We start from the raw sequence: 12,625 nt of genomic DNA on the forward strand, positions 1-12,625 counted from the left end.
GGTGACTGCATTTTCATTATGGGATAAGGATGAACGGGCCCGGAATGCAAATTTCCGTGTGGAATGTTCAAAAATCAGAGACGCGGACAACCGCCCTCATGCCGTTCATACCGAACGCTTGTATTCGGAAGGCGTGAAGCCGGTGTGGCGCTTGAACACCTGGCTGAAATATTGCGGGTTGTCCCCGAACCCGATCCGGTCGGCGATCTCGTACACTTTCACGTCGTCGGTTTCCTTGATCATCTCGATCGCCTTCTCGATGCGGAGGCGGGTGACGTAATGGGAGAACTTCTCCCCCGTCGCCTGGCGAAACAGTTTGCCGAGATAGTCGGGATTCATGAACAGCACTTCGCGGGCCGCCCAGTGCAGCGACAGCTGCGGATTGCCGAGATGTTCGCGCACGCAGGCCTCCAGCTTCGCGACGATCTCGGAGTGGCGGGTGCGGTGCCGCTCGTAATTCGTCTCGCACACTTCACGGACCGCCTGTGCGATATGGTCGGTCATGCCCTGCAGCGTATCGAGCCGGTCGAACGCTTCGATCGCCTTCATGCGGCGGTCGAGCTCAGCGGGATCGCCCTGCCGCATGCAGCCGATGTAGAGCGGGATGAGGAGCGACTTCGCCACCGCGGCGGCGGGCCGCATCTTCGTCAGCGCTTCGAAGAAATCGCCGAGCCTCCGCCGAGCCTCTTCCCAATGGCCGGACTTCACCAGCAGCCACAGCCGCTCCTCGTCGATCGCCGGCGGTTCGACTTCCGGCCCGGACGCCGCCAGCTCTTGCTTCGTGATGAGACCGCCTTCGCCCAGATAGAACCGGTACGCGAGACACTCCTGCGCCTCGCGATACAGGCGGCGCGCCTCGGCCGCTTCGCCGGGCTCGCTGAGCGCGGCCGTCGCCTCCCGCCGGTAGAAGCGGGCGAATGTCTTGAGCACGGTGTCGACGCCGGCGGCCAGAAGATCCGGCTCCGCCTCGCCGCTGACGAGCAGAATCACCTGCCGGCCGTCCGCCGTGCCGAGCAGCACGAGACTGCCGAGCAGCTCTTCTGCCATGTTCTTCAGCGCGAACAGCAGCTCGAATTCGGGCCCGCCTTCCGGCTCGAAGACGAGCAGCCGCACCCGGCCGCCGCCTTCCGGCAGCCCGGCCAGCCGCACGATGCGCTCCCAGTCGGATCGGCCGTACGTTTTGTTCGTGACCAGCTCCTGCAGCATCCGCTCGCGCGCGTGCGGCAGCACCTGCGCGAGCCGCTCCTCGGTCTGGCGGATGAACGCCTCCCGGCTGAGCCGTCTGTCAAGCTCGGCCACGGTCGACTTCAGCGCCTCTTCGATCGCCCGTTCGTTGCACGGCTTCGTCAGATAGTGCTTCACGCCGTAACGCATCGCCGTGCGCGCGTACTCGAAGTCGCCGAAGCCGGACAGCATGATGAACTCGACGTCCGGCTGCGTCTCCTTCACCGCCTCGACCAGCTGCAGCCCGTCCATGCCGGGCATCCGGATGTCGGTGATGATGATGTCCGGCTTCTCCCGCTCCGCCAGCGCCTTCGCGTCCAGCCCGTTGCGGGCCGTTCCGATCAGCCTCGCGCCGCAGGCTTCCCAGTCCATGATGGCGGAGATCCCTTCGAGAATAATGCGTTCGTCATCGACCAGCAGCACGCGGTACATGTTGGTTTCCGCCTCCTTCCCTTATCGGCAGACGCAGTCTGACCCGCGTCCCTTCCCCGCGCCGGCTCGCGATGTCGAGGCCGTACCCCTCGCCGAACAGGAGCCGGATCCGTTCGTCGATGTTGCGAAGCCCGACGCCCGAACCCTTCGGCTTGACTTCGCCCGACTTGAGGCGCATCAGAATCGACTCGTCCATGCCCGGCCCGTTGTCGCTCACCGTCAGCTCGATCAGGCCGTCTTTCTCTTCCGCCGTAATCGCGATGACGCAGGTGTCCGTCATTTTCTCGAGCGCGTAATTGACGGCGTTTTCGACGAGCGGCTGCAGCGACAGCTTCGGGATGAGCACCGGCATGAGCACATCCGGCACATCCAGCCGGAAATCCAGCCGCTCCTCGAATCGGATGCGCTGGATGTTGATGTAGTGCAGCACGATCCCCAGCTCCTGCGACAGCGGAATGAGCGGCTCCTTCAGGCTGATCGAGCTGCGCAGCAGGAAGCCGAGCGACTCCACCATGCTGGAGATATGCGGCTGGCGGGCCATTTTCGCCGACCAGTTGATCGTCTCCAGCGTGTTGTAGAGGAAGTGCGGATTGATCTGCGCCTGCAGCGCCTTGAATTCGGATTCCTTCACGGCAAGCTGCCTCGCGTAGCCTTCGCGGACAAGCTCGTCGATCCGCTGCAGCATGATGCGGAAGTTGCGGTGGAGCTGCCCGGTCTCGTCCATCGGCATGTCCCGCTGGTCCTCGTCGTCTTCGTAGGCGAAATTGCCCATCTGCACCCGCTTCATCTTCGCGCTCAGTTTCTCGATCGGACCGGTGATGCCGCGGGCGAACCGGAAGGCGAAGAAGACGGTGAGCAGGAACAGCAGCAAGTAGGCCAGCAGCGTCCAGTTCTTCACGTCGGCCAGCCGATGGAAAATGTCGTCGTACGGAATCAGCGTCACGTATGTCCATTCGGTGTAGGCGGAAGGCAGCTGGGTCAGAAAATAGCGGCGGCCGCCGAGCTCGATAATGTCATAGCCGTTCGACGCCGCGGCGGCGTATGCGCGCAGCAGCCGCTCTTCGCCTTCAAAACCCGCCGGTCCGAAGATCATCCGCTCCTTGCCGTAGATGAGGAGCGCCGCCTTGGCCGGCAGCGAGGCGCCTGCCACATCGGCGGTCAGCCGGTGCATGTCGATCCGGATCGCCAGAACGCCGAGACTTTCCAGGCTGAGCTGCTCGTACGAGCGGATGAGCCGGGCGGCGGCCAGCGCGCCGTCTTCCTCATCCGGTTCAATCCACGTGTTGCCGCCCTGTGTGAGCGAGGTCTCCCTCTCCAGCAGCCGGATCCGGCCAGCCGTATAGGATACGGGCGCCTTGCCCACCGAATATTCCCCGCCGTGCGCGTCGATCAGCTGCACCGAGCGGACGTGGTTGTCCAGCCCGCCCAGCAGGACGATCCGCTCCCGGATCTGGTACGACGCCAGGTAGCGGTCGTAATCGCTGCCGGCATCCTTGATCTTCCTGAGCTGTTCCTGGATGACTTCGTCGATCGCCATCCGGTACGACTGCTGCTGCACCTTGCGCAGCTCGTTCTCGATCGCCGCCGCCGTCTGGTTCAATGCGGCGGAGGACTGCTCGTAGATCTCGCGGTCGTAAACCTCGAACGCGTACTGCTGGACGACGACGATCAGAATGCCGAACGTCGCGATGACCGCGGAGATGAGCACAAGCAGCTTGTATTTGATGCGCAGGTTGCGGTAAAGCGTTTTCAAATCCGCCAATGCCATGCCGCCTCCTTGGGTCCGGGCGCGTTTGCCGTCATTGTAGCAGAAACCATTGTAACAGAAAAAAGCAAGATCACACAGCAATTACATATTTGCTCCATCGAAAGGCCAACACTAAAGTGACAGGCATCGCGGGAACTGGAGGGAATGGCATGACGACGCAGACGGATGGGAAGACGGAACTCTCGACCCGGCTTTCGGCCAATCTGGACCGGATCAAGCGGGACTTCGCCTACCCGTCCAACGAGGCGCTCATCATCCGCAATCTGGTTGTCGCGTCGTTGAAATGCGATGCCGCCGTGCTGTATCTGGAAGGCACGGCGGATGTCAACGAGATCGAAAAACGGATCATCGAGCCGCTCATCGAACGGACGAACACCTCCTTCAAGAACGGCAATCCGCTCGACGCCGTGCGGCTGGAGATCGTCACGCACCGCACCGGCAAGACGGCATGCACCTTCGATGCGATCAACGAAGGATTGCTGAACGGATGGACGATCGTCCTGGTCGAAGGCGTAAACCAGGCCCTGAAGTTCGAAACGCGCGGTTTCGAAACGCGCCAGGTGTCGGAGCCGATCGTCGAACACGTCATCCGCGGGCCGAAAGAAGCGTTCACCGAATCGGCGGCCATCAACCGTTCGCTCGTCCGCAAATATTTGCGGGACCGCCATCTGGTTGCGGAGACGCTCACCGTCGGCGACCGTTCGGTGAGCGAAGTGACGATCATGTATGTGAAGGATCTGGCGGACCCGAACATCGTGGATTCCATCAAACAGCGTATCCGGGCGGTCCGGACGGACGCCGTCCTGACCCTGCCGATGCTTGAACAATATCTCGACGATCATCCGTATTCGCTCGTGCCGAGTTCGCTCAACACGGAGCGTCCGGACCGGGCGTCCGCTTTCCTGCTTGAAGGCCATGTCATTCTGCTCATGGAGAACTCGCCGGCGGCCCTGGTTTTGCCGATCACAATCTGGTCCTTGTTGCACTCGGCGGAAGATCATTACATGCGCTGGGCGTACAGCAACTTCATGCGCATCATCCGGCTTTTGGCCCTGTTCGTCGCCGTCATGACGCCGTCCGTGTATATCGCGGTCGCGACGTTCCATGAAGAAATGATTCCGACCGACCTGCTCCTCGCCATCGCGGCGACAAGAGAAAAAGTCCCGTTCCCCGCCCTGCTCGAAGTGCTGCTGATGGAATTCGCGTTCGAACTGGTGCGGGAAGCGGCGATTCGCGTGCCGACCGTCATCGGTCCGACGATCGGCATCGTCGGCGCTCTCATTCTCGGCCAAGCCGCCGTCGAGGCGAACATCATCAGCCCGATTCTTGTCGTCATCGTGGCGATGACCGGCATTTCATCGTTCACCATACCGGAGCCCAGCCTGAACTTCGCTGTCCGGATCACGCGTTTCATTCTGCTCTTCGTGGGCTCGTTTCTGGGCTTTTTCGGCATTGCGCTCGTCATCGCCTGTTTGCTGGCCTATCTGACCACGTACTCCAGCTATGGCGTGCCGTTTCTGTCGCCGCTGACGCCGCATTACCGTTCGTCGGCCGACATGATTCTGCGGATGCCGGTGCACAAGGAGCGGATGCGCCCGCTTAATCTCAATCCGCAGGATTCCGTGCGGAGACCGGAGAGGATCAAGAAACGATGAACACATCCATGCAAGAGAAAGTCGGCGGCCGCGAATTTACGTCCATCTTCCTGATCGCGGTCGGGATGAAGCTGTCGGACATCACGACGACGATTCTGTTCGAATCGGGACAGACGGCCGGATGGATGATTCCGCTGCTCTCCCTTGCTTTCATGCTGGTCGCATACGTCGTGCTCATGTCCGTGCTGAAACGCCGGGCCGGACAAGGCCTGCCGGAGATCGTGTTCACCGTCGGCGGCAAGTTCGGCGGGGGGCTGATCTGTCTCCTGCTGTTCGCCGCCGCCCTGCTCATGACGGCGGTGACCAGCCGGGGATATGTTGACATCATCAATGTCATGGTCTACCAACAGTCACCGCTCTACGCGCTGTACCTCATGCTGATGGCGGCGGCATTCTACGTTGCATCCCGCGGGTTCGCGGCGATCGCGAGAATCTCCTGGGTGCTGATTTTCCTGATTGAAGGGGCGATCTTCCTGCTGATCGCCATCATGTGGCAGGACATTGACTGGATGCGCCTTTATCCGTGGGCGGGACCGGGCGTGTTGGCAATCGTGCGAACCGGATTCATGCACAGTGCGATGTTCGGCGAGATCATTCTGGCCACCGCGCTTGTGCCGCAGGTCACGACGTTCAAGGCGTTCCGGATCGGATCGGCCGTCGGGTTCATCGTCTCCAGTCTGAAAATTTCATTCCTGATGGCCGTCTACCTCTCCGTGTTCGATTATCCGGAGATCATCCATATCGCCTATCCATTCCAACAGCTCACGAAGAACACGTCGTTCGGCAGGGTGTTCACGCACGCGGAATCCTTCTTTATCGGCTTCTGGCTCATCATCTCCGTGATCTATTTCGCGTTCTATATCTACCTGCTCGCCTATCTGTTCGGTCATGCGCTGCGCACGGACCGGTACCAGAAGCTGCTTCTGCCGATGGCCGGGCTTGTCGTCTTCATCGGGCTGATTCCCGGCAATACCGAGCAAGTCCGGAGCTACTGGGAACTGCTCATCAGTTACAGCACGGTTCTGTACGGCGCGCTGCCGTTCGTCATCTGGCTGCTGGATTGGAACTGGAGGAGACGTCATGCGAAAACTTAAGCTTGCGTTGATTCTGCCGCTGCTTTTCACCGCCGGATGCTGGGATCATCTCGAACTCGAAGAACAGGCGTTCGTCGTCGTCGTCGGGCTTGACAAAGGGCCGAAAAACACGGTCGAGGTGACGTTCCAGATCGCGAACCCGCAGAAAGGCTCCAGCGATATCGGCACGGCCGAAAACGAGCCGCCCAGCGACACGGTCCGCTTCACGTCGCCGGATGTCCTGTCCGCGAAGGATTTGGCCAATACCGTCGTCACCCGGACGATCAGCTTCGCGCATCTGAAGACGATGGTCGTCCACGAGGCGCTCGCGCGTGACGAAGCGTTCCCCCATATCGCGGGCGCCGCGATCCGCGATCCGGAGCTGCGCCGCGAAGTGGCGCTGATCGTGAGCCGGGAGAAGGCGTACGACTTCATCCAGAAGAACCGCCCGCGGCTGGAGACGCGTCCGCACAAATATTTCGAGCTGATGCAGCAGCGCTGGCAGGAGACGGGATATGTACCGTTCTCGACGCTCAACCAATATTTGCAGCAGCAGGTGGTCGACTCGATGTTTCTCGCCATTTATGCGACGGCCGATTCGAAAGATTATCGCGTCTCGCGGCATGAAGACAATTATCTGGCCGGCCAGGTGCCGAAACGTTCGGGCGACACGGTCCAGATGATGGGGGCGGCCGTCTTTCAGAACGGCTGCATGATCGGCACGCTGACCGGGCAGCAGATGCGCTGGGCGCAGTTGCTGCGCCACAAATCGAGCATCAGTTCGTTCATCACGTCGTTCACCGACCCTTTGGATGATCGGGCGATGGTCACCGTGCGGCTGTTCAAGAACGGGAGGACGAAGATCCAACTGAATCTCGCCAAAGAAAAGCCGGACATCCGCGTCACGATGCCGCTGCGCGCCCAGATTCTCTCGTTCACCAGTCTGCAGCCGTACGCGACGGATACGGAGAAGCAGATGCTGCTTGAACGGCATCTGAAGGAAGAAATCGAGAAAGAGGTGCTTGGCGTGATCCGGCTGTCCCAGCGCAAATTCCAGGGGGATCCGTTCGAATGGGAATTGATCGCGCGGAAACATTTCAGGACGATGCCGGCCTTTCAGTCTTACGGATGGTCCAGACATTTCAAGAAAGCGAACGCGGAAGTGAACGTCGATCTGCGGATCGAAAACTTCGGCAAGCAGCGGACGCCGTACAGTGAAAAGGTCAATGGGAAGAGTGATTGAACTTGAGAATCCTGATGTTCCTCATCGCGCTCGGCCTGACCGGCTATACGCTCGTGCAGGCCTGGCGGAGCTGGCGCGGCGGCAATGCGGCAGCCGGACTCGGCATCGCGCTGCTGTCCGGCTGCTTCCTGCCGCTCGCCATCTACCTGATGCTTCGCGACTGAACCGCGCTGCCGCATTACCCGTTCTCCGCGCCGCCCAACCGCCGGGCGACCGCTTCCGTGAGCAGATACGCGATGGTGGATTCGGCGCCGCGGTTCGCGTTCGGCCCGTCGGGCGTGAGCCCGTCGCAGCAAGAGCCGTCCGCGGGGTCGGCGATCGCCGCGCCGCAGTCGTTCCGGCCGTGGAACCACGCCCGGCATGCGAGCGCGGTCTCCCGGTACTCCCGTTCCCCCGTCACCCGGTATCCGGCTTCGGCGGCCAGCGCGAGCTTGAACGCTTCAATCGGCTGTTGATCCCATCGGGCCGTGCCTTCCCTCGTTCCCCATCCCCGGTTGCCGATCGGACGGATCGCCCCTGACGGCGCAGCCATCCGCTCGGCCAGGAAGCGGAACGTGTCGCGGGCGGCGGCCAGCGCATCGCTCCAGCCGAATGCGGCATGGGCTTCGAACAGCGCCCACGGCAGCAGCCCGTTGCTGTACGTCATGACCGGCTCGAACCAGCGCCATCCCGGCCCCGCCTCGCGGCGGTATTTGTCCAGAAGCCGGCTCTTCAGTTCGGCGGCCAGCGAGCGCACCCGCTCTCCGGAGAACGGCAGGACCGCATCGTCCTGCCCGCCGGAAGCGCCGCCGCTGCGCTCCAGCAAGGCGCAGGCCGCAAGCGCATAGGCCCAGCCGCGCGGAGAAATCATCGTGCGGGCCGCGGGAAACGCATGCGCCAGCAGATCGGGCACCGCCGGCGCGAGCCGATTGCCGAACGGAACAGAGATCGTCCGGGCGAGCGCCCAGATCGTCCGTCCGAGGCAATCGTCCGATGGATATTCCGATTCGGGCCGGCGCTCGTAATCATAATTGTTGTGGAACCGGCCGTCCGGCTTGCGGGCCCAGTACAGGAATCCGGCGTATCGTTCCGCCAGTTCCGGCAGCCCTTCCGCTTCGGCCAGCTCGGCATCCAGATCGATCCACTCGATGCACGCCCACAGCGCCCGCGCGTTGTCGTCCGTCGTATAGCCTTCCGCACGCCGCGGAATTCGCCCGATGGCATGTTCCAGAAGACCGGTGTCGTCGGTGAGCCGGTGCAGATGCCGGAATCGGATCTGCTGTGTCGGCTTCTCCGTCGTCAGATTCGCCGTCATGGGTCAACCCTCCGCCGTCGAGGCCGTCACGTCCGCGACGCGGCTCTCGCGCCGGAACAGTTCCAGATGCGCGCGTCCGACGACCGGCCAGTGCATCTCCGCGCCGATCCGGGCGATCCGCCGTTCGATCCGTTCGAGGGTTTCGGCCGAACCGAGCAGCTCCGCCAGCGCTTCGGCCCAGGCGTCGGCATCGGAAGCCGGCACGAGGAGCTCCGGGCAATCCGCCAGCAGATCCCGCGCATAGACATACGGCGTGCTCAGCACCGGCCGGCCGAGTCCGACGGCGTAAGCCAGCGTGCCGGAGGTGATCTGCTGCATACCCGGATACGGGGTGACGTACACGTCGCAGGCAGTCAGAATTTCGGCCAGTTCGTTCTCATCCATGTAACGGTCGATCATGAGCAGATGGCGTTCGACACCGAGTTCGGCGGCAAGGGCGCGCAGCTCGCCGCGATAGGATTCGCCTTCAAGTTTCAGCACTTCCGGGTGCGTCTGCCCGACGATGGCATACAGCACGTCGGGCGCGCGGCCGGCGAGCTTCGGCAGCGCCCGGATGACGGTTTCGAGCCCCTTGCCTCTGCCCAGGAGGCCGAAGCTCATGACGACTTTGCGGTCGTTCCAGCCGAGCCGTTCCCTGAGCTTGCGGCGGGCGTCCCGAGGAGGCTGCGGCGTGCCGTGCGGAATATATGTTATGCGTTCGCGGGGCACGCCGAACGCTTCGGCGACGTAGCGGACGGCCGTTCGGGTCATGACGATGATCCGGTCGCTCAATTCCGCGATGCGCTGTTGCACGGCGCGGTACGGTTCTTCAGGCCGTTCGAACACGGTGTGGAACGTCGTGACGACCGGGATGTCCATTCGCTTCAGCGATTCCAGCAAGTCCAGCACGTACTCGCCGGCTTCGCCGCCGAAGATCCCGAATTCATGCTGAAGCGAGACGAGATCGGCGCCGAACGCTCGGATCCGCTCCGCCGCCCGGCGGTATTCGGACCGTTCGTCTTTCGGCAGCGGGTGGACGCCTCTCCCGTATGTATGCTCATCCGGGATGTTCGTGAGGGCGATCACGAGGTCGCTTCCCTTTCCTCCGGAAGCCGCGTTCACGGCTTGCCGGAGATGATGGGTGTAGGTCGCGATGCCGCATCGTCTCGGTACATAGGTGCCAATATAAGCGATCCTCGTCATATCATCTCGGCCTCCGGAATGACGTTTACGACGGCTTCATGCAGCAGGTGCCGCGGGTCGATCTTGAGCCCGCTGCCGACAATGCAGCGGTTCAGCTGCGCCGCTTCGGCCGCCGTGCAGCGGTCCCACAGGATGGAATGGGTAACCCGTGCGCCGCGTCCGATGACGCAGTCGTCGCCGATCACGGCATAGGGTCCGACGACGGCGCGCTCGCCGATCGTTACCCGGCTGCCGACGAGCACCGGCGGCACGAGCATCGCGCCCTGTGCGATTTCGGTATCTTCGCCGATCCGGATGCCGCGCCCGAGCTCTCTGCCCGGAAGTTCGAGCTCAAGCTTTCCGTCGAGCAGATCCCAGTGGATGCGGCGGTACCGATCGCTGGTGCCCATGTCCATCCAGTATCCGCTGACATCGGCCCCCTGCACGCGATGGCCGGCCGCGATGAGCGACGGGAACGTTTCACGCTCGATCGACACTTCACGCCCCGCGGGAATGGCTTGCAGGACATCGCGCTCCATGATGTAGATGCCGGCATTGATCCGGTTCGACGGCGCCTCGCCCCGCGGAGGCTTCTCCACGAAGCGGACGATCCGCCCGTCTGCCGACTGTTCGACGACGCCGAACTGCGACGGGTCCGCCACTTCGACCAGGCCGATCGTCACCATCGCGCCGCTTCGCTCATGCGTTTCGACCAGCGCACGGATGTCCGCACGGTGCACGATGTCGGCATTGATGACGACGAAGCGGCTGCCGAGCAGCGCTTCGGCATTTTTCACGGCGCCGGCCGTTCCGAGCGGCACCGGTTCGTGCGTATAGCGGATGTCGACGCCAAGCTTTCGGCCGTCGCCGAAATAATCGATGATCCGTTCCGGATAATGCTTGACGGCGATCACAATTTCGCGGATTCCCTGTTCCTTGAGTCCGGCAATCAGATGTTCGAGCCAGGGCCGATTGCCGATCGGTGCCATCGGTTTCGGAAGCCGCTCGGTGAGCGGTCTCATGCGTGTACCGAAACCTCCAGCGAGCAACAATGCCTTCATACTTCCAATCCCTCCCGACACGCTTGGAATTTTTGGGGAAAAAAGAAGAACGCCCGCTGATCCAAATGTTTTCCCGCGGCTGACAGCCCGACGATACGAGCATCCCGGGAAGAAACGGTTCAGATTAGGGAACGTTCATGGAATGAGTGTTGTTAGCACTCGATCGCATTGACTGCTAATATCAGGGTAAAACACGTGTTGCAATCCGATCAAGCGGGATATGCGCCCGGTATGGCGATTTCTGGCTGCTGACAGGGGGAATATCTCCTTTTTTCTTCCATTCTCTCAAGAAAAGACCGCTATCCTCCCGGTGGCAAGAATCCGTTTTCATTTTTCATCTGGCATGCGCAAATGACGGATGGTATAATGGGTCGGTTTGGTTTTTCGACAAAAACTTCAAGACTGGAGGACACTTATGCAACCTGCCTTGCAAGTCCATGAACGGCCCGGTTTCGGACCGGGAATTCTGCTCAGCCTGCAGCATCTGTTCGCCATGTTCGGCTCCACCGTGCTCGTGCCGATCATCTTCGGCGTCGACCCCGCGACGGTGCTGTTGATGAACGGGATCGGCACGCTGCTCTACCTGCTGATCTGCAAGGTGCGGATACCGGCCTACCTCGGGTCCAGCTTCGCCTTTATTTCGCCCGTAACGTTCCTCTTGTTCGAGCGAGGCGCCGGCTACGCCGAAGTGCTCGGCGGATTTGTCGTCGTCGGCGCGATCTTCACGGCGGTGGCGCTGATCATCGGACGCATCGGCACGAAATGGCTGGATGTCGTGTTCCCCCCGGCCGCCATGGGCGCGATCGTCGCGGTCATCGGGCTTGAGCTGATCCCGGTCGCCGCGCGCATGGCCGAATGGATCGCGCCGGACGGAGCGGATGCGTCATGGTCGCCCGATCCGAAGAAGATGCTCGTCTCCGTCGTCACGCTGCTTGTCATTCTGCTCGGATCCGTGCTGTTCAAAGGTTTCCTGCGGATCATCCCGATTCTTGTCGGCTTCATCGTCGGCTATCTGGTCGCCTGGTCGCAGGGACTTGTCGAGTTCGACAAAGTCAGCCAGGCGTCGGCGTTCGCCATCCCCGAGTTCACGACGCCGCGCTTCGAATGGTCGGTCATCCTGATCATCGCGCCCGCGGCGCTGGTCGTCATCGCCGAGCATATCGGCCACCTCATCGTGACGGGCAACATGGTCGGCAAGGATCTGTCCCGGGATCCGGGTCTGCACCGCTCGCTGCTCGGCAACGGCTTGTCGACGATGCTGTCCGGCTTCGTCGGATCGACGCCGAACACGACCTACGGCGAGAACATCGGCGTCATGGCGATCACGCGCGTCTATTCCGTCTGGGTGATCGGCGGCGCGGCCGTCATCGCCATCGTCATTTCGTTCTTCGGCAAGCTGTCGGCGCTGATCGCCTCGATTCCCGAAGCCGTCATCGGCGGCGCTTCCCTCATGCTGTTCGGCGTCATCGCGTCCGCCGGCATCCGGATGCTGGTGGAGACGAAAGTCAACTACGCCAAGCCGTCGAACATCGTGCTGACGACCGTCGTCCTCGTCCTCGGCATCAGCGGCGCGACGTTCAAATGGGGCCATCTCGAGCTGAAGGGCATGGCGCTCGCGACGGTCGCCGCCATTCTGCTGTCGCTCCTGTTCAAGGCGTTCGAATTGATCGGCTGGCTCAAGGAAGACAAGGCGGATTCCCATTAAAAAATGAAA

At 62.0% G+C, this 12,625-nt stretch carries 10 protein-coding genes; 5 read left to right on the plus strand and 5 right to left on the minus strand.

Annotated features, from left to right (window positions below; translation table 11 throughout):
• Window positions 1–105: 105 nt before the first annotated feature.
• Complete coding sequence (locus C6W55_RS06185; protein WP_286891958.1) at window positions 106–1,656, minus strand: response regulator transcription factor; 1,551 nt, start codon at window positions 1,654–1,656, stop codon at window positions 106–108.
• Complete coding sequence (locus C6W55_RS06190) at window positions 1,631–3,418, minus strand: cache domain-containing sensor histidine kinase (RefSeq protein ID WP_213483463.1); 1,788 nt, start codon at window positions 3,416–3,418, stop codon at window positions 1,631–1,633. The genes C6W55_RS06185 and C6W55_RS06190 overlap by 26 nt, the downstream gene beginning before the upstream one ends.
• Window positions 3,419–3,573: 155 nt before the next feature.
• Here C6W55_RS06190 and C6W55_RS06195 point away from each other — a divergent pair, with 155 nt between their 5' ends.
• From C6W55_RS06195 to C6W55_RS06210, 4 genes are read left to right on the plus strand one after another with little or no spacing between them, the layout of a single operon-like run.
• Window positions 3,574–5,079 carry a spore germination protein gene (locus C6W55_RS06195; protein ID WP_244860392.1) on the plus strand — a complete coding sequence of 502 codons (1,506 nt, stop codon included), beginning with the start codon at window positions 3,574–3,576 and terminating at the stop codon, window positions 5,077–5,079.
• The gene (locus C6W55_RS06200) at window positions 5,076–6,173 is read left to right on the plus strand and encodes a GerAB/ArcD/ProY family transporter (protein WP_286891961.1); all 1,098 of its coding nucleotides are present in this window, start codon (window positions 5,076–5,078) and stop codon (window positions 6,171–6,173) included. Before C6W55_RS06195 ends, C6W55_RS06200 begins: the two co-directional genes overlap by 4 nt.
• Window positions 6,160–7,395: a Ger(x)C family spore germination protein gene (locus C6W55_RS06205; protein WP_286891963.1), complete on the plus strand. Its 1,236-nt coding sequence runs from the start codon at window positions 6,160–6,162 to the stop codon at window positions 7,393–7,395. The genes C6W55_RS06200 and C6W55_RS06205 overlap by 14 nt, the downstream gene beginning before the upstream one ends.
• Before the next feature lie 2 nt (window positions 7,396–7,397).
• On the plus strand, window positions 7,398–7,559 hold the full coding sequence (locus C6W55_RS06210) for a hypothetical protein (protein ID WP_286891964.1): 162 nt from the start codon (window positions 7,398–7,400) through the stop codon (window positions 7,557–7,559).
• A gap of 14 nt (window positions 7,560–7,573) precedes the next feature.
• On the opposite strand, the gene C6W55_RS06215 is transcribed toward C6W55_RS06210, so the two are convergent.
• From C6W55_RS06215 to C6W55_RS06225, 3 genes are read right to left on the minus strand one after another with little or no spacing between them, the layout of a single operon-like run.
• Window positions 7,574–8,689 (minus strand): glycosyl transferase, encoded by a 1,116-nt coding sequence (locus C6W55_RS06215; RefSeq protein ID WP_286891966.1) that lies wholly within the window; start codon window positions 8,687–8,689, stop codon window positions 7,574–7,576.
• 3 nt (window positions 8,690–8,692) lie between these two features.
• On the minus strand, window positions 8,693–9,871 hold the full coding sequence (locus C6W55_RS06220) for a glycosyltransferase family 4 protein (RefSeq protein WP_015254547.1): 1,179 nt from the start codon (window positions 9,869–9,871) through the stop codon (window positions 8,693–8,695).
• Window positions 9,868–10,911, minus strand: a complete 1,044-nt coding sequence (locus tag C6W55_RS06225; RefSeq protein WP_286891969.1) for a nucleotidyltransferase family protein — start codon at window positions 10,909–10,911, stop codon at window positions 9,868–9,870. The genes C6W55_RS06220 and C6W55_RS06225 overlap by 4 nt, the downstream gene beginning before the upstream one ends.
• Before the next feature lie 415 nt (window positions 10,912–11,326).
• On the opposite strand from C6W55_RS06225, the gene uraA reads away from it, so the two are divergent.
• Window positions 11,327–12,616 (plus strand): uracil permease, encoded by a 1,290-nt coding sequence (gene uraA, locus C6W55_RS06230; protein ID WP_286891971.1) that lies wholly within the window; start codon window positions 11,327–11,329, stop codon window positions 12,614–12,616.
• The last annotated feature ends 9 nt before the right edge of the window (window positions 12,617–12,625 follow it).

Source organism: Thermobacillus sp. (assembly GCF_003390775.1).
Lineage (GTDB): Bacteria > Bacillota > Bacilli > Paenibacillales > Paenibacillaceae > Thermobacillus > Thermobacillus xylanilyticus.

Bases quoted from the DNA above. Each gene is read 5' to 3' on its own strand.
- C6W55_RS06185 (WP_286891958.1), bottom strand. From the start codon at position 1,656: ATGTACCGCGTGCTGCTGGTCGATGACGAACGCATTATTCTCGAAGGG.
- C6W55_RS06195 (WP_244860392.1), top strand. From the start codon at position 3,574: ATGACGACGCAGACGGATGGGAAGACGGAACTCTCGACCCGGCTTTCG.
- C6W55_RS06200 (WP_286891961.1), top strand. From the start codon at position 5,076: ATGAACACATCCATGCAAGAGAAAGTCGGCGGCCGCGAATTTACGTCC.
- C6W55_RS06205 (WP_286891963.1), top strand. From the start codon at position 6,160: ATGCGAAAACTTAAGCTTGCGTTGATTCTGCCGCTGCTTTTCACCGCC.
- C6W55_RS06215 (WP_286891966.1), bottom strand. From the start codon at position 8,689: ATGACGGCGAATCTGACGACGGAGAAGCCGACACAGCAGATCCGATTC.
- C6W55_RS06220 (WP_015254547.1), bottom strand. From the start codon at position 9,871: ATGACGAGGATCGCTTATATTGGCACCTATGTACCGAGACGATGCGGC.
- C6W55_RS06225 (WP_286891969.1), bottom strand. From the start codon at position 10,911: ATGAAGGCATTGTTGCTCGCTGGAGGTTTCGGTACACGCATGAGACCG.
- uraA (WP_286891971.1), top strand. From the start codon at position 11,327: ATGCAACCTGCCTTGCAAGTCCATGAACGGCCCGGTTTCGGACCGGGA.